The organism is Microbacterium sp. LWO12-1.2 (assembly GCF_040675875.1).
Lineage (GTDB): Bacteria > Actinomycetota > Actinomycetes > Actinomycetales > Microbacteriaceae > Microbacterium.
This window is the reverse complement of the sequence record NZ_JBEGII010000001.1, coordinates 3,687,266-3,703,057: the sequence shown is the minus strand read 5'-3', so window position 1 is coordinate 3,703,057 and position 15,792 is coordinate 3,687,266. Positions and strand designations below refer to the sequence as shown.

Annotated in this window: 15 protein-coding genes; 5 read left to right on the top strand and 10 right to left on the bottom strand. The window is 68.2% G+C overall.

The features are described 5' to 3' along the window. Nucleotides 1-89: 89 nt before the first annotated feature. Together MRBLWO12_RS17730 and MRBLWO12_RS17725 are read right to left on the bottom strand one after the other, a co-directional pair. Complete coding sequence (locus MRBLWO12_RS17730; protein ID WP_363557870.1) at nucleotides 90-1,631, bottom strand: DHA2 family efflux MFS transporter permease subunit; 1,542 nt, start codon at nucleotides 1,629-1,631, stop codon at nucleotides 90-92. A gap of 46 nt (nucleotides 1,632-1,677) precedes the next feature. Continuing rightward, the gene (locus tag MRBLWO12_RS17725; RefSeq protein ID WP_363557868.1) at nucleotides 1,678-2,226 is read right to left on the bottom strand and encodes a GNAT family N-acetyltransferase; all 549 of its coding nucleotides are present in this window, start codon (nucleotides 2,224-2,226) and stop codon (nucleotides 1,678-1,680) included. A gap of 77 nt (nucleotides 2,227-2,303) precedes the next feature. Here MRBLWO12_RS17725 and MRBLWO12_RS17720 point away from each other — a divergent pair, with 77 nt between their 5' ends. Further along, the gene (locus tag MRBLWO12_RS17720; protein WP_363557866.1) at nucleotides 2,304-3,182 is read left to right on the top strand and encodes a phosphoribosylaminoimidazolesuccinocarboxamide synthase; all 879 of its coding nucleotides are present in this window, start codon (nucleotides 2,304-2,306) and stop codon (nucleotides 3,180-3,182) included. A 303-nt stretch (nucleotides 3,183-3,485) separates the two neighbouring features. After that, entirely contained in the window at nucleotides 3,486-4,841 is a 1,356-nt protein-coding gene (locus tag MRBLWO12_RS17715; protein WP_363557864.1) for a uracil-xanthine permease family protein, read from the top strand. Nucleotides 4,842-5,043: 202 nt separating this feature from the next. Here the strand turns inward: MRBLWO12_RS17715 and MRBLWO12_RS17710 are convergent, their stop codons facing one another. From MRBLWO12_RS17710 to MRBLWO12_RS17685, 6 genes are all read right to left on the bottom strand, one after another. After that, on the bottom strand, nucleotides 5,044-5,712 hold the full coding sequence (locus MRBLWO12_RS17710; RefSeq protein ID WP_363557862.1) for a TetR/AcrR family transcriptional regulator: 669 nt from the start codon (nucleotides 5,710-5,712) through the stop codon (nucleotides 5,044-5,046). A gap of 261 nt (nucleotides 5,713-5,973) precedes the next feature. Next, nucleotides 5,974-6,960, bottom strand: a complete 987-nt coding sequence (locus tag MRBLWO12_RS17705) for a LacI family DNA-binding transcriptional regulator (protein WP_363557860.1) — start codon at nucleotides 6,958-6,960, stop codon at nucleotides 5,974-5,976. A gap of 55 nt (nucleotides 6,961-7,015) precedes the next feature. Then, entirely contained in the window at nucleotides 7,016-8,446 is a 1,431-nt protein-coding gene (locus MRBLWO12_RS17700) for a GH1 family beta-glucosidase (protein ID WP_363557858.1), read from the bottom strand. A gap of 5 nt (nucleotides 8,447-8,451) precedes the next feature. After that, nucleotides 8,452-9,342 carry a carbohydrate ABC transporter permease gene (locus MRBLWO12_RS17695; protein WP_363557856.1) on the bottom strand — a complete coding sequence of 297 codons (891 nt, stop codon included), beginning with the start codon at nucleotides 9,340-9,342 and terminating at the stop codon, nucleotides 8,452-8,454. Beyond that, nucleotides 9,339-10,373, bottom strand: coding sequence for a carbohydrate ABC transporter permease (locus MRBLWO12_RS17690; protein ID WP_363557854.1), 1,035 nt, complete (start codon nucleotides 10,371-10,373; stop codon nucleotides 9,339-9,341). The genes MRBLWO12_RS17695 and MRBLWO12_RS17690 overlap by 4 nt, the downstream gene beginning before the upstream one ends. A gap of 192 nt (nucleotides 10,374-10,565) precedes the next feature. After that, nucleotides 10,566-11,876 carry an ABC transporter substrate-binding protein gene (locus MRBLWO12_RS17685; RefSeq protein WP_363557852.1) on the bottom strand — a complete coding sequence of 437 codons (1,311 nt, stop codon included), beginning with the start codon at nucleotides 11,874-11,876 and terminating at the stop codon, nucleotides 10,566-10,568. Between the two features lie 284 nt (nucleotides 11,877-12,160). Here MRBLWO12_RS17685 and MRBLWO12_RS17680 point away from each other — a divergent pair, with 284 nt between their 5' ends. The 3 genes from MRBLWO12_RS17680 (at nucleotide 12,161) to purQ (ending at nucleotide 13,908) form a co-directional block, all read left to right on the top strand. Further along, nucleotides 12,161-12,694 (top strand): adenine phosphoribosyltransferase, encoded by a 534-nt coding sequence (locus tag MRBLWO12_RS17680; RefSeq protein ID WP_363557850.1) that lies wholly within the window; start codon nucleotides 12,161-12,163, stop codon nucleotides 12,692-12,694. 261 nt (nucleotides 12,695-12,955) lie between these two features. After that, nucleotides 12,956-13,204, top strand: coding sequence for a phosphoribosylformylglycinamidine synthase subunit PurS (purS, locus tag MRBLWO12_RS17675; protein WP_141874191.1), 249 nt, complete (start codon nucleotides 12,956-12,958; stop codon nucleotides 13,202-13,204). Continuing rightward, nucleotides 13,201-13,908 carry a phosphoribosylformylglycinamidine synthase subunit PurQ gene (gene purQ, locus MRBLWO12_RS17670; protein ID WP_363557848.1) on the top strand — a complete coding sequence of 236 codons (708 nt, stop codon included), beginning with the start codon at nucleotides 13,201-13,203 and terminating at the stop codon, nucleotides 13,906-13,908. The genes purS and purQ overlap by 4 nt, the downstream gene beginning before the upstream one ends. A gap of 22 nt (nucleotides 13,909-13,930) precedes the next feature. On the opposite strand, the gene MRBLWO12_RS17665 is transcribed toward purQ, so the two are convergent. Beyond that, nucleotides 13,931-15,142: a hypothetical protein gene (locus MRBLWO12_RS17665; protein WP_363557846.1), complete on the bottom strand. Its 1,212-nt coding sequence runs from the start codon at nucleotides 15,140-15,142 to the stop codon at nucleotides 13,931-13,933. Between the two features lie 184 nt (nucleotides 15,143-15,326). Beyond that, on the bottom strand, nucleotides 15,327-15,755 hold the full coding sequence (locus tag MRBLWO12_RS17660) for a DUF1761 domain-containing protein (protein WP_363557844.1): 429 nt from the start codon (nucleotides 15,753-15,755) through the stop codon (nucleotides 15,327-15,329). Nucleotides 15,756-15,792 lie beyond the last annotated feature (37 nt).

The following is a 15,792-nucleotide window of genomic DNA, read 5'->3' as shown; positions in this document are numbered from 1 at the left end:
AAATCAGACCTCCGTACAGGTTGCAAAACCGCGGCCGGACACGGCTCCGCCCCCGGCACTCGGAGGTGCAAGGGGCGGAGCCGTGGTGCTCACTCGGTGGGAGCGGGCGCGGATGCCGGTGCCGGAACATCGGCGGCGGTGGGGCGCTTCTGCGGTGCGCCGCGCAGGAACAGCGACGCGATCAGTCCGATCACGATCACGGCGGCCGGCAGCAGGATGGCCTGCGACATCGCCGCGGTGAATCCCTCAGCGACGGGCGCAGGGAGAGTCCCGCCCGAGCTGATGGATCCGGCGGAGTCGCCCATCCCCGGAAGGTTCGCCTCGAGGCGCGCCTGCATGAACGTCGCGATCGAGGCGGAACCGACCACCGAGCCGATCGTGCGCGTGGTGTTGTAGATGCCGGCACCGGCGCCCGCCTGACGCATCGGGAGCATCCGGGTCGCGGTGGTCGCGAGCGGTCCCCACATGCCGGCACTGCCGATACCGAGGAGTGCGGACGGGAACAGGAACATCCAGATCTCGGTGTCCATGTTCACCAGCGCCGAGTACCAGACCAGTGCCGCGGCGAAGAAGATCAGCCCGGGGATGAGGATCAGACGCGGGTCGGTGCGGTCGAGGATCTTGCCGGCGAGCGGGGCGAGCACGCCCGAGAACACTGCCATCGGGATCATGAGCAGTGCCGCCTCGGTGGGGGCGAGCCCGCGGGCGATCTGCAGGAAGAACATCAGGGGCAGCGACATGCTCGTGACCGCGAAGCCGACCGTCGCGATCGCGATGTTGGCGCCCGAGAAGTTGCGATCACGGAAGAGCTCGAGCGGAACGAGGGCTTCGCTCTTGGTCTTCCACTGCTGCAGGATGAACAGCGCGAGCACGACGATGCCGGCGATGATCAGGCTCCACACCGAGATGGGCCCCCAGATCACGCCCCAGTCGTACTTCTCACCCTCCTGCAGGCCGAACACCACCAGGAAGATCGCGGCGGCGCTGAGCACGACGCCGAGGATGTCGAAGCGGTGCGGATGCGTCTCGAGCTTCGGCACCAGGATCCACGCGGCGATGAAGGCGATCACGCCGACAGGGAGGTTGACGAAGAAGATCCACTCCCACCCGAGGCCGTCGACCAGCACGCCGCCGAGCAGCGGTCCGACCAGCGTCGCGACACCGGCGGTCGCACCCCACAGGCCCATGGCCGCACCGCGTCGGTTCGGCGGGAACGTGCGGGTGATCACGGCCATGGTCTGCGGCGTCATGAACGCCGCGCCGAGTCCCTGCACTGCGCGCGCCACGATGAGCCCCTCGAGCGAGGAGGACAACCCGCACCAGAGCGAGGCGAGCGTGAAGATCGCGAGACCGATCAGGTAGATGTTCTTGGGTCCGAAGCGGTCACCGAGGCGCCCGGTGATCAGCAGCGGCACGGCGTAGGCCAGCAGATAGGCGCTGGTGACCCACACGACGTTGTCGAGGTTGTTGGTGTTCGGGTCGAGCGCTGCCTTGATCGCCGGGTTCGCGACCGAGACGATCGTGGTGTCGACGAGGATCATGAAGAAGCCGATGACGAGCGCCCACAGCGCAGGCCACGGGCTCCTGGGCTGAAGGAGAGAACCGGTGGTCGTACGCTCTGCGGAAGTCACGGCGCAACGCTACACCTGCACGCCGACATCCAGGCCGCAGAGGGTGCTAGCGCAGCACGGCCTCGAGTTCCGCCGGCCGGAGAGGACGATCGGCGTACACCAGGCGCATCACCGATGGGTCGGGATTGCCCGCATCAGGCGCGCGGTGCACGAGCGTCATGCCCAGCTTCTCCGCGATGCGTGCCGAGGAGCGGTTGTGCTCGACCAGGAAGGCGACCAGCGGGCGGTCGGGCTCCAGGCCCCGCGCGGCCTCGACGCCTGCCCGCGCCAGCTCCGTCGCGTAGCCGTGGCCGTGATGATCGGCGGCGATCCGGTAGCCCACATTCCATACCTCGCCTCCGAGCAGAGTGCACCCGCCGTTGCCGATCACCTCTCCGGTCGCGCGCAACCGCACCACCCAGGAGCCCAGGCCCGCAGCGGCCCAGCTGTCGTCCCATCGCTTCATCATCGACGCCGTCGTCGCTACCTCGGTGTGGCGGAGGCTCGGGAAATGAGTCCACACCCGCGGATCCTGCTGTATCGCGAAGACGGCGTCGAGGTCGGCCGGGACGGGACGCGAGAGACGAAGTCGTTCGGTGAGGGTGTCGACGGTCATGAGAACAGGCTAAGCATCCGATGCGAGAGCGGCGACGCGCGTCTGCGGCATGGCATCCGCTCTGGGATGATGGGCGGGTGAGCACTCCTTCAGAAGGCACGGCACAGAGCATCCCCGGCTGGCGGCACATCTACTCGGGCAAGGTCCGCGACCTGTACGCCTCGGAGGATCCGTCCGACACCCGCATCCTCGTCGTGGCGAGCGACCGGGTCAGCGCCTTCGACTTCGTGCTCTCCCCCGGCATCCCGGAGAAAGGCGCACTGCTCACCGGCCTGAGCCGTTGGTGGTTCGCGCAGCTGGATGACGTGCCCAACCACCTCGCGGATGGAGAGCTCCCGGCCTCTGTCGCCGACCGCGCCATGCTCGCGCAGTCGCTCGAGATGCTGCCGATCGAGTGCGTCGTGCGCGGCTACATCACGGGATCCGGCTGGGCCGAGTACACCGAGAGCGGCACCGTCTGCGGCATCCCGCTGCCCGCCGGTCTGCAGAACGGCGACCGCCTTCCCGAGCCGCTCTTCACCCCTGCCTACAAGGCGCCCATGGGCGAGCACGACGAGAACATCACGTTCGAACAGACAGTGGAGCTGGTCGGCTCCGAGCGGGCGGAGGAACTGCGCGCCGCATCGCTGTCGATCTACTCCCGCGCCGCCGCGATCGCCGAGGAGAAGGGCCTGATCCTCGCCGACACCAAGTTCGAGTTCGGGACGGATGCCGACGGCGTGCTGCGCCTGGCCGACGAGGTGCTCACGAGCGACTCCTCCCGCTATTGGGACGCCGAGGCCTGGAAGACCGGCACGACCCCGAACGAGCGGATGGCGAGCTTCGACAAGCAGATCGTGCGCGACTGGCTCGCCGCGAACTGGGACAAGCAGGGCGAGCCGCCGTTGCTCCCCGACGACATCGTCGGCCGCACGGCCGACCGCTACCGCGAACTGCTCGCACGCCTCGGGGCCTGACCCGCGGCATCCGCCCGCATCTCCGGCTCTCCTCCGGCTCTCCTCCGCGACGTGCTCCGGACCTCTTCCGCGACGTGCAGGAGGATCCGCCGGATGCAGGAGGGATGAGGGCCTATCCGTCCTGCAGACCGCACATTCTCCTGCAGGTCGCGAGACGCAGGGCGCAGGGCGCAGGGCGCGAGACGCAAGTCGCGAGGAACGAGGCGCGGTGCCAACGGCCTCCGCCGCGGCACCCAGGGAAAACTCAGGAATCGATAGGGTTGCTCCAGCACTCCCGACATCCCCCGAACCTGAGGAGCCCGCATGGCCCTGTGGAAACTGCACGGAGACGGCCGTACCGTCGAACCCGGCGCCGTCGTCCGTCCCGATGAGCGCCTGAACTGGCCCGCCACGATCGCGATCGGCCTGCAGCACGTGATCGCGATGTTCGGCGCCACGTTCCTGGTGCCGACGCTCACCGGTTTCCCCGTCTCGACCACCCTGCTGTTCAGCGGTGTCGGCACGCTGCTCTTCCTGCTCATCACCAAGAACCAGCTGCCCAGCTACCTCGGCTCCTCGTTCGCGTTCATCGCCCCCATCACCGCCGCGGTCGCCGCGGGTGGCACCGGATCCGCCCTCGCCGGCGTGGTCGCGGTCGGCATCCTGCTCACGGTGGTCGGCCTGGTCGTGCAGTTCGCCGGGCTCCGCTGGGTCGACGCACTGATGCCTCCGGTGGTCGCCGGCGCGATCGTCGCCCTGATCGGCTTCAACCTCGCCCCGACCGCATGGAACAACTTCCAGCTCGACCCGGTCACCGCCACGATCACACTGGTCGCGATCATCCTGTTCGCCGTGCTGTTCCGCGGCTTCCTGGGTCGGATCTCGATCTTCCTCGGCGTCGCGGTCGGCTTCATCTACGCCGCCTTCACCGGTTCGTTCGAGGTGCCCAACGCGCTGCGCGGCGGCAAGACTCCCTCCGAGCTCATCGCCGAGGCGCCGTGGATCGGCCTGCCGCACTTCCAGCTGCCCGACTTCATCGCCCCCGGCACCTGGTCGACGATCGCGATGTTCCTGCCCGTCGTGCTCGTGCTCGTCGCCGAGAACGTCGGCCACGTGCGCGGCGTCGCCACCATGACCGAAGACCCCGCGATCAACAAGCACACCGGCCGCGCGCTCATCGCGGATGGCGTGGCCACCACCATCGCCGGAGGCTTCGGCGGATCCGGCACCACCACGTACGGCGAGAACATCGGCGTCATGGCGGCGACCCGCGTGTACTCCACCGCCGTCTACTGGGTGGCCGGGCTCTTCGCGATCCTGCTCGCGTTCTCGCCGAAGGTCGGCGAGGTCTTCAACTCGATCCCCGCCGGCGTGCTCGGCGGTGCGACCACCGCCCTCTACGGGCTCATCGGCATCATCGGCATCAAGATCTGGGTCGACAGCAAGGTGGACTTCTCGCGTCCCGTCAACCAGTACACCGCCGCGGTCTCGCTGGTCATCGGCATCGCGGGCTTCTCGATGCAGCTCGGCGACTTCGCGTTCGGCGGCATCGTGCTGGGCACCGTCGCGGCGCTGCTCATCTACCACCTGGGCAACCTGATCGCCCGCGCACGCAAGACCGGCGCAGACGACCCCAAGCCGCTCTCCGCGGTCGGCCCGCTCGGTGGCGACCCGGCCTGATCGGCACGCCGCCGTACCCGCAGATCCCGGATGCCTCACCCGAGGCATCCGGGATCTCGGCGTCGGGGCATCCGTATCTCGCCCGCCGAGATCTCGGAAAAATGCAGCTTCTTCGGCCATCCGCCGCCCAGGAGGCCGCAGAAGTCGCACAAGGCCGAACTTCCGGCCCGCCAGGGTGGCAGAGGCGCGTCGCCCGCGTCCCTCAGCTCAGCGGTTCGCGCACCGCACCCATCGCCCGTAGCCGGATCGACCCCGCGCGCGGCGGCGCTTCGAGCGGAAGGGGGCCTGCGGGTTCGGGCAGCGCGTAGAGCCGGTACATCCAGCGACGAGCCTCTTCGAGCGGAAAAGTCTCGCCGTACACCGCGAACTTCACGAGGATGCCCTCGAGCGTGCTCCGCAGCATGATCTCCTCGACCTCGGGATCAGCCGCACCCCGCTCGCGGAACATGTCGCGCACCGACTCCTCAGCCGTCGACGCGCGATCGCCGTAGCGTTCCTCCGCCGCGGCGAACAGGCGGTGGGTCGACGGCTGCAACTGCATCGCCAGCACCGCGCGCTGCAGCGGCAGTGCGTAGCCGGTCGCCATGATGACGGTGTCGATCAGCCCTGCCAAGCGCTCATCGGCCGTCCCGTCGACGGAGGGGAGGCCGAACAGTGCGTCGAACCACCCGTCGAACACGGCGGCGATCAACTGCTCCTTGCCGCCGAAGTGGTAGTTCACGAGGCCCTGAGCGACGCCGGCCCGCCGCGTGATCTCGGCGATGCTGGCACCGGAGACACCCCGTTCGGCGAACAGCTCGATCGCGGATTCCAGGATCAGCTCACGGGCCCGCTCGCGGGCGAGGCGGTTCTGCTCTTCGGAGCGCGCCACGATCACCTCTTTCTCCCGGCGCCAACCGACTTCCGGTTTGGCCACCTGCCCTATAGATTAATGACTGAACGCTTCTTCAGCCTAAGAATCTGCGTCGTGCCGGGGGGCATGACGGCGTTCGACCGGTCGCCGGCCACCGCCGCGAAGATCCGGCGGTGCCGCGGCCACAGACGCACGGGACCGTTCCTGTCCGGAGGGGCGACAGGGCCGGTCCCGTGTTCCACCCCGCGGGGCAGGGTCTCGGCGCGCGCCGAGACGCGGTCACGCGGAGGCGCGCACCACCAGTTCGGTAGGCAGGATCGTGGTGTGGGGCGGTTCGCCTCCGGCCAGACGCGAGAGGAGAACTGTCGCCATGGCCTCGCCCTGCGCATACATCGGCTGGCGCATCGTGGTGAGCGGCGGATCGGTCGTGGTGGCGACCGAGGAGTCGTCGAATCCGACCAGGGCGACGTCCTCGGGAACCCGCACCCCTGCGGCGCGGAGCACCGTCAGCGCGCCGCGTGCCATGAGGTCGCTCGCGACGAAGATCGCATCCGGTCTCCCTGCGGCAAGGATGCGCCGCGCGGCATCCGCCCCGCTCGCCTCGCTGTAGTCGCCAGCTTCCTCGGCGAACGGAGCCAGCCCGGCATCCGCCAGCGCATCGCGGAATCCCTGTATGCGGTCCCTCGACGACAGCATGGTGGGCGTGCCCGAGATCGTCGCGATACGCGTGCGACCGATGTCGATCAGGCGCCTGGTCGCCGCCCTGGCACCGAGGACGTTGTCGACGTCGACGACGTAGTCGCCCTCGCGCCGACGCCCACCGTAGACCACAGGGATCGCGTCGGCGATCCGCTCGATGTAGGCGTCACTCGTGTGGTGCGACACGATCAGCGCGCCGTCGACGCCGCCGTTGCGCACGAAGCTCGTCATCTTGTCGCCCGGGTCATCGCTCGCGATGAGCAGGTTCAGCAGGTAGTCGGAGTTGCGCAGCACGCCCGTGATGCCGGCGACGATGGCCGCGAAGAACGGGTCGCCGAACACCCGCGTGGTGTCCTCGGGAATGATCAGTGCGATCGCCTGCGTCTGATTGGATGCGAGCGATCGCGCCGCACGGTTCGGCACGTAGCTGAGCCGCTCGATCGCGGTGCGCACGGCGACGAGCGCCTCAGGGCTCACGGCCGTCGAGCCGTTGACCACACGTGACACGGTCGACCGGGACACCCCGGCGGCAGAAGCCACCTCTTCGATGGTCGCTCGTGACGACACAGTTCTCCCTCTGATCCGACAGCGGACCGGATGCCCGGACCCGAGCCGCCCCAGCTCAGAGGCTGCGTGCGGCGATGATGCGAGCGTACTCCCGGCCCGAGTCCTTCACGCTCCGCTCCTGTGTGTCGTAGTCGACCCGCACGATGCCGAAGCGCTTGTCGTAGCCCCAGGCCCACTCGTAGTTGTCGAACATCGACCAGTAGAAGTAGCCGCGCACATCGACGCCGGCATCCGCAGCGTCCAGCACCGCGCCGAGGTGCAGGCGCAGGAACTCGGTGCGTTCGGCGTCGTGCACGCGCGTCTCGCCGTCTTCCACGACGGCGACGTCATCGTAGGCTGCACCGTTCTCGGTCATGTAGAGCACGGTTCCCGCGGGCTCGGCGTACTCGGTCCACACGCGCTGGAGCAGGCGGGTCAGCCCCTCGGGCTGCACCTCCCAGTTCTGCGCGGTTCGAGGCAGACCGCGCTCGACGTTGTAGATGTTCTCGTACGACGGGTACGGGCTGCGCACCTTGCGCTCGGTGTCCGGCACGCTCTCGACGGCCGCCTCGGCAGGCGCCGTTCCCGACAGGAAGTCGCCGTGGTAGTAGTTCACGCCCTGCGTGTCGATGTGCTGCGAGATCGTCTCGAGGTCGCCCTCGTGGATCGCGGCCTCGAACCGCGCGACGGCATCCGCATCGACCGCCCTGATGTCCTCCACGATGTCGGCCGGGTACGCGCCCCGGTAGATCGGGTCGAGGAACCAGCGGTTGAACTGTCCGTCGATGCGGCGCACGGCGTCGAGGTCGCCCGCGTTCTGCGGGTCCACCGCATCCGCGACGGTGTGGTTCAGGGTGATCCCCAGGTCGAGCGAGGAGTCACGACGACGCAGCTCGCGCACCGTCTCACCGTGGGCGAGCAGCAGGTGGTGCGAGGCGAGCAGCCCCTCGGCGACGCTGGTGTGCCCCGGTGCGTGCTCGCCGCCCGTGTACGAGAGGAAGGAGGAGCACCACGGCTCGTTCAGCGTCGTCCACACGTTCACCCGGTCGCCGAGCGCGTCATGCATGGTGCCCGCGTACTCGAGGAAGCGGTCGACGGTGTCGCGGTTCGTCCATCCGCCCTTCTCCTGCAGCGCCTGCGGCATGTCCCAGTGGTACAGCGTGAGCCAGGGCAGGATGTCGGCGTCGAGCAGCGAGTCGACCAGGCGCTCGTAGAAGTCGACGCCCGCGGGGTTGACCGCGCCGCCGTCCGGACGCACGCGCGACCACGACGTCGAGAAGCGGTACGTCTGCAGTCCGAGCCGGGTCATCAGCGCGACGTCATCCGCGTACCGGTGATAGTGGTCGCACGCCACATCGCCGTTGTCTCCCCCGATCACGGCGCCGGGCACACGCGAGAACGCATCCCAGATCGACGCGGTGCGACCGTCCTCGAAGGCTGCACCCTCGATCTGGTAGGCGGCGGTCGCAGCACCGAAGAGGAAGTTCTCGGGGAAGGGGCGGGTCATGAAGGTCATCCTTTCACCGCGCCCGCCATGATGCCACTGACCAGCTGCCGGCCCGCGACCACGAAGAGCACGAGAAGCGGAAGGGTCGCGAGCACCGCACCGGCGAGCACGATCGAGTAGTCGATGTAGTAGCCGGACTGCAGCTGGCTGAGCGCGGTCTGCAGCGTCGGGTTCTGCGGGGACAGCACGATGAGCGGCCAGAGGTAGTCCGTCCACGCGGTCATGAAGGTGAAGAGTCCGAGGATCGCCATGGCAGGCCGTGCGGCCGGGATGCCGACGGTGAGGAAGGTGCGGAACTGGTTCGCGCCGTCCATCCTCGCCGCCTCGATCAGCTCGTCGGGGATGACGTCGACGAGGTACTGGCGCATGAAGAACACACCGAACGCCGTGACGAGCGTCGGCACGATCACCGCACCGATCGATCCGGTCCAGCCGAGCTCGCGCATCACCATGAACAGCGGGATGATGCCCAGCTGCGTGGGGATCGCCATCGTCGCGATGACGAACACCATGAGCCCCTCGCGGCCCTTGAACTTCAGCTTCGCGAAGGCGTAACCCGCGAGCGTCGAGAATGTGACGACCGAGATCGTGATGATCGACGAGATGAGGAACGAGTTGCCCAGCGCCAGCCAGAACGGGATCGCGTCGAACACCTTCGCGGCGTTCGCGAAGAAGTTGCCACCGGGGATCAGCGGCAGAGTCTCGCCGCGCGTCGCGTTCGTGCCGCTGGCCACCACGACCGACCACCACAGCGGGTAGACGCTGCCGATGATGAAGGCCGCGAGCAGACCGTAGGTGAGGAAGCCGGGGCGGCTGCCGATGCCGGCCGTGCCGACGGACACGCTCCGACGGCGGCGGATCTTCTCGGGCACGCTCAGTGCCTGCGTGGCGGTCATCGTGCGTCCTTCTCGGTGGTGGTGCGCGCTCGACGGCGTGCTGCGCGATTCTTGGGGGCGTCGCCGGTGGAGATGCGGCGCGAGATCAGGAAGTTGATCACTCCGATGCCGACGATCAGCAGGAACAGCAGGATGGCGACCGCCGATGCCTCACCGAGGTTGCGGCGGAAGAACGCCAGCTCCCACAGGAACAGCACCGTGGTCTGGAACTGCCGGTCGCTGCCGCCGATGCCGCCCGCGGTCGAGACGTCGAACAGGCGAGGCTCGGCGAAGATCTGCAGACCGCCGATCGTCGCCGTGATGATCACGAAGATCAGGGTGGGACGGATGGTGGGGATCGTGATCGAGAAGAAGCGGCGCGCGGCACCCGCACCGTCGAGTGCGGCGGATTCGTAGAGGTCGCGCGGCACCGCCTGCATCGCGGCGAGCAGGATGAGGGCGTTGTATCCCGTCCAGCGGAAGTTCACCATGACCGCGATCGCGATGTGCGACAGGGCGGTGTTGTGCTTCCACTCCTGATCGGCGATGCCGATGAGGTTCAGGAGGTTGTTGGCCAGACCGTCCGCTTCGTTGAAGATGCTCGAGAAGATGATGGCCACCGCGACAGGGGTGACCACGAACGGGATGAGCACGCTCATGCGCCAGAACGTCGGCGCCCGCAGACCCCGGTCGAGCAGGTAGGCGATCACGAGGGCGACGACCAGCTGCGGAATCGCGGAGAGCAGGAAGATGCTCAGCGTGTTGCCGATCGAGTTCCAGAACATCGCGTCGCCGAGGATCTCGACGAAGTTGCCGACCCCCACGAAGTCGCCTTCGCCCTTCAGTAGATCCCATTCGTGCACGGCGACGTACACCGTGTACAGCAGCGGGAACAGGCCCACCAGACCGAAGAGCAGGAAGAACGGCGAGATGTAGAAGTACGGGGAGGCGTTCTGGTCGAACCGGGAGAGCCGGTGACGCCAGGGGCGCTTCGCGGACGCATCCGGGGCGGGTTCGGATGCCGTCGCGCGGCGTTCCGCGGTGAGAGTCATGTGCGTTCCTTGCTTGACGCGAGTGCTGGGTCCCTGAGCTAGTCGGAACCTGGGGCCCTGAGCTTGTCCGAACCTGGGTCCCTGAGCTTGTCGAAGGGGGCCGTGCAGTGTGCTTCGACAGGCTCAGCAACCCGGTGGCCGAGGCGGCTGAGCCCCGGGATGGGTCACTGAGCCTGTCGAAGTGAGGGGGTGTCAGCCGACGAGGTCGTTCAGCAGCTGAACGGCCTGATCCCAGGCTCCCTGGGTGTCGGTCTCGCCGCGGTCGAGGCTGCTCAGAGCTGGGCCGAAGACGTTCTCCTGGATGACCGAGTCATCCGCACCCTTGAACTGCGCCACGACGCCCTTGGCGCGCTCGGCGAGGATTGCGCCGGTGGGGGCATCGTTGAAGAACGCGTTCGGCGTCGCGTCGGCGGCCAGCGTCTCCTGGGCCTTGACCGTGGACGGGAAGTTGCCCGCAGCTGCGGACTGCTTGACCTGCTGCTCGGGCTGCGTCAGCCAGTCGGCGAGCTCGGCAGCCGCTTCCTTGTGCTCGGACGACTCCGGGATCGACAGGAAGGCGCCGCCCCAGTTCGCGGCTCCTCCGGGGAAGACATCGGCGAAGTCCCAGCCGGTGGAAGCGTCGCCGCCGCCGGCCTCGACCTGACCCTGCACGACACCGAGCATCCAGCCGGGGCACACGAAGGTGGCGAAGGTGCCGTCGACGAACGACTTGCCGCCGTTCCAGTCCCACGCGGTCTGGGCAGCGGACTGGCCGCCCTCTGTCGCGGCGCCCAGCTGCTCGAAGCGCTCCTTGAGCTCGTCATTACCCTCGACGTTCAGCTCGCCGTCGGCGGTGTAGTAGCCCTCGTCGAGCTGGTTGACCATGGCGTTCCAGACGAAGCCGGAGTGGTCGTACCAGGCCTTGCCGGTCTTGGCGGTGTAGTCGGCGCCGACGGAGAAGTAGTTCTCCCAGTCGCCGTTCAGCAGCTCGGCCACGGACTCGCGGTCGCTCGGCAGGCCGGCAGCTTCGAAGGCGGCACCGTTGTAGCAGATGCCCGAGGGACCGATGTCGGTGCCGTAGCCGATCACGCGGCCTTCGGCATCCGTGGCCTGGCCGTACTTCCAGTCGACCCAGTCATCCTTGCGGTCCTCGATGCCGTAGTCGCGCAGATCGACGAAGGTGTCGGACACGTCCATGATCGCGCCGAGCCAGCCTTCCTCGATCGCGACGACGTCGCTGAGGCCGGAGCCAGCGGCGATCTTGGTGAAGGCATCGGTGCGGGCGTTGCCGCCGGTGTCGATGTTGGTCGCCTCGATCTTCACGTTCGGGTGGAGCTTCTCGTACTCCTTGTACAGGTCTTCGTAGCCGAAGGTGCCGAAGGTGGTCACGGTCAGCGTGACGTCTTCATCGGCATTGGCTCCGTCGGTGTCGCCGGTGTTGGCAGAGCAGCCGGCGAGGGCGAGGGCGGAGACGGATGCCGCGGCGGCAATCGTCAGGATCCGGCGGCGGGCACGTGTGTTCACAAGTCACTCCTTTGTGCGGGTTTTCGTGCGGTGATGGTGCTTTCGGGGATCCGTGGGAGCGCTCCCACGAACTGAGCAGTCACTCTATGGGAGCGCTCCCACGAATGTCAAGCGTGTACCTGACGCTCGGTTCTCGGAACGATCATCCGGGCGGATCGGGGGCCGGCACCGGGGTCTCGCGTTCACAACTCCTCAAAAAACCGGGGCGATCCGCCCGGATCGGGCCAGTTCCGACCCGAACGGCGTCATTTCTCCGGAGTTATGAACGCGGGTAACCTTGCCCGGTGCCCGAAGCCGAACTCTCCCCTGCCCTCATCCGCGCCGCCTCCCTGATCCGGAGCATCCCGGACTACCCGGAGCCCGGCATCATGTTCCGCGACATCACGCCTCTGCTCGCGGACGCCGAGGCGCTGAAGGCCACGACCGAGGCGATCCTGGAGCCCTTCGCCGGGCAGTTCGACGTCGTCGCCGGCATCGAGGCACGCGGCTTCATCCTGGCCGGCGCCGCGGCCATCGCCGCAGGAGTAGGACTCATCCCGATCCGCAAGGCGGGCAAGCTCCCCCGCCCCGCGGCATCCGTCGACTACGCGCTCGAGTACGGCAACGCCACGATCGAGATGCACGACGATCTGCCCGCCGGATCCCGCGTGCTGCTGATCGACGACGTGCTCGCCACCGGTGGCACGCTCGCCGCCGGCCGCCAGCTCGTCGAGGAACTCGGCAGCCACGTCATCGGCATCTCGGTGCTGTTCGAGATCGACGGCCTCGGTGGGCGCGACCTGATCGGCGACCTGCACACGGTCTTCCACGCGGAGTAACCGCCCCGCGCGCCCGCCGGCTCTCGCCGAGTGGACGGGATCGCGTCGAGTGCACGGCATCCACGCGTCGACAGCCCTTGCACTGGGCAACACCCCGTGCACTCGGCGTCACAACGGGCCTCATCGCACGGCAGAGGGGCGCGGCGCGGGCCGGTAGACTGAGGGCGCCAGCCTTCCCGCGACTTCCGGCGTTTCGACTCCTCGCTGCGCTCGTCGCTCAATGACCGAGAGGTGCGGCCTTCGGCCGCCAAGAGGATCAAGATGCCCACCATCGTCGTCGACGTCATGCCCAAGCCCGAACTGCTCGACCCGCAGGGGAAGGCCGTCTCCGGAGCGTTCACACGTCTCGGCGTCGAGGGCTTCACCGATGTCCGCATCGGCAAGCGCTTCGAGCTCACCGTCGAGGGCGAGGTCACCGACGAGCTGCTCGCCGAGGCGAAGCGCGTCGCCGACGAGGTGCTCTCCAACTCCGTGATCGAGGATGTCGTCGGCATCGAGGTCGTCGAATGACCGCACGCATCGGCGTCGTCACGTTCCCCGGTTCGCTCGACGACCGTGACGCCCAGCGCGCGGTGCGCATCGCCGGCGCCGAGCCGGTCGCGCTGTGGCACGGCTCGCATGACCTCGAAGGCGTCGACGCGCTCGTGCTGCCCGGCGGCTTCAGCTACGGCGACTACCTGCGCGCCGGTGCGATCGCGGCGCTGTCGCCGATCATGAGCGAGGTCAAGGATGCCGCGGCGAAGGGCATGCCCGTGCTCGGTATCTGCAACGGCTTCCAGATGCTCGTCGAGGCGCACCTGCTGCCCGGCGGCCTGATCCGCAACGACCACCAGCACTTCGTGCGTCGCGACCAGAAGCTCACGGTCGCGAACTCCGATACCGCGTGGACGAACACGTTCCGCACCGGCCAGGAGATCGTGATCCCGCTGAAGAACGGCGACGGCGGCTACATCGCCGACGACGAGACGCTCGACCGCCTCGAAGGCGAGGGCCTCGTGGCCTTCCGCTACGCCGGAGTGAACCCGAACGGCTCGCTGCGCGACATCGCGGGACTCACGAACGAGGCCGGCAACGTCGTGGGTCTCATGCCGCACCCCGAGCACGCGGTCGAGCCCGGCTTCGGTCCCGACACTGCGGTCGCGATGCGTTCCGGTGTCGACGGCATCGGCTTCTTCGCGAGCGCGATCGCCGCGGTCGCCCGCGTCGCCGCGTAACCTCCTCGGCGCAGACTGACGGTCAGTTCGCCGGCAGGCGGAAGGGGTTGTCTCCGGCTGCCGCGAGCAGATACCACGCGGTCGTGCCCGTGTGCAGGCTGGCGTAGTAGAGATCACCGAACCCGGAATCCAGACCGTCCGTCGACGTCGCGACGATCCCCCTGCCGTCGCCGTTCGGGGCGTCACGCTGCGCCAGGCGGATGCCGGCCAACAGCGACTCCGCACTGGCCGCGTCGCCCGGACCGCCGCGCAGCTTCAGCGACAACGCCAGGTGGCCGCTTCCCTCGAACCAGACCTTCGACACGTCGGTGCCGCTGATCGAGGGGCCGCTGTACGGGCCATCCGTCGCGATGAGGTTCGCGAGGGTCCAGTCGAGGGCGACTCCGTAGCGTGCGTCACCGGTGCCGAGGTAGCTCCACGTCTGTGCGTCGAGGGGCACGGGGTAGGTGTTGACGGTGGATCCGTCGAGGAGCGTGCCGGTGTCGACGTGCCCGTCTGCGGCCTGCATCGCCGTCACGAAGTTCGCTGCGACAGCCGCACGGTCCGCCCACACGGTGTCTCCGGTGAGCGTGGCCAGCTGTGCGAAGAAGCCGGCGATGTCGGTGTTGTGCTCCGTGGACTTCCACACGAGGGAGGTGCCGTCCTCGAGCTGTCCGCCGGTGTATCCGTAGGGCGCCCGCACCATGTCTGCGGTGTTCGACTGGATCCACTGCGCGATCCGCAGCGCGCCGTCGAGGTACTTCTGCTCACCGGTCGCGGCGAAGAGCCGGGCGAGCCCCATCCCGGCCCAGGCCTGGTTTCCGGTGAAGGTACCGGGTCCGGTGATCTCCACCCGCCCCTGCCGGATGCCGTGGGGCTCGTAGGACGCCCTGGTGCGTCCGTCGCCGATCGGGTCGCCGGCCTGCACGAACAGGAGCGTGTCGCCGATCGTGCGCGCGCGACGGATGTCCTCCGGCAGCCCCCTCGCCGTGTAGGCGATGATCACCAGCGCATCGTCGTAGACGAACGACGGCGTGAAGTCCCAGGTCGGGCTGGTGAAGAACCCTCCCTGATAGCTGCGCGGGAGGCAGTGGCCGGCGCCGTCGCAGAACTCATCGACGCGGGCGTCCAGGAACTCATAGGCCAGCGCGACGGAGGCTGCAGGATCGGGCGCGCCCGCCGGGGGCGAGCCCTCCGCCCCTCCGGGATCCGCGGAGGCGACGGGCGCGACTCCCATGATCAGAACCACGGCCACGATCGCGGCTGAGACCGCCCAGGGCGTTGAGCGATGCGATGACCCATGCATGAAGCCCCCTCGTGCGGAACGGCGAGCGTGGATCGTGCGCCGGCGGCCAGTACGGTCACGAGGCGATCCTTACATGTCTGACTCGTTCAGGGAAGTCGCAGAGGCGCCTGTTTCACATCGTTGCCGCCGTGGGCTACCCGAGCGCCGGCGGCCACACGCCGATCAGCACCCCCATGACGACGACGGTGACGAGCTCGTGCGCGATGTTGAGGGTCGTGAGCCGCGTCGGCCGCCCCTCGAACGCGTCGTGAGTGATGAAGCGCGCGGCGGTGAACCCCGCCCACAGCGTGACCGCGGTGACGATCGCGCCCCAGAAGAACGATCCGCCGTAGAAATGCCAGGCGATGGCGGATGCTCCGGCGAGCACCCATGCCGTGATGAAGCTCACGATCACGGTGGTGATGATAGCCATCGTGGCGCTCGATGCGGGGCGATCCATGTCGACGTTCGCGAGCTTCGACCACCGCGTCCCGAACACCTTCGGCGTGTACCAGATCGAGCCGACGATCATGCTCGACGCGGTGGCCAGCAGAACGGCCCAGTAGTTGATCTCGGGAACCATGATTCCTCCTCGAATCGATGCGGTCAGACTACTCCTG

Excerpts from the sequence above, each read along its gene's own strand:
- MRBLWO12_RS17725 (WP_363557868.1), bottom strand. The coding sequence starts at position 2,226 with ATGACCGTCGACACCCTCACCGAACGACTTCGTCTCTCGCGTCCCGTC.
- MRBLWO12_RS17715 (WP_363557864.1), top strand. The coding sequence starts at position 3,486 with ATGGCCCTGTGGAAACTGCACGGAGACGGCCGTACCGTCGAACCCGGC.
- MRBLWO12_RS17700 (WP_363557858.1), bottom strand. The coding sequence starts at position 8,446 with ATGACCCGCCCCTTCCCCGAGAACTTCCTCTTCGGTGCTGCGACCGCC.
- MRBLWO12_RS17695 (WP_363557856.1), bottom strand. The coding sequence starts at position 9,342 with ATGACCGCCACGCAGGCACTGAGCGTGCCCGAGAAGATCCGCCGCCGT.
- MRBLWO12_RS17690 (WP_363557854.1), bottom strand. The coding sequence starts at position 10,373 with ATGACTCTCACCGCGGAACGCCGCGCGACGGCATCCGAACCCGCCCCG.
- purS (WP_141874191.1), top strand. The coding sequence starts at position 12,956 with ATGCCCACCATCGTCGTCGACGTCATGCCCAAGCCCGAACTGCTCGAC.
- purQ (WP_363557848.1), top strand. The coding sequence starts at position 13,201 with ATGACCGCACGCATCGGCGTCGTCACGTTCCCCGGTTCGCTCGACGAC.
- MRBLWO12_RS17660 (WP_363557844.1), bottom strand. The coding sequence starts at position 15,755 with ATGGTTCCCGAGATCAACTACTGGGCCGTTCTGCTGGCCACCGCGTCG.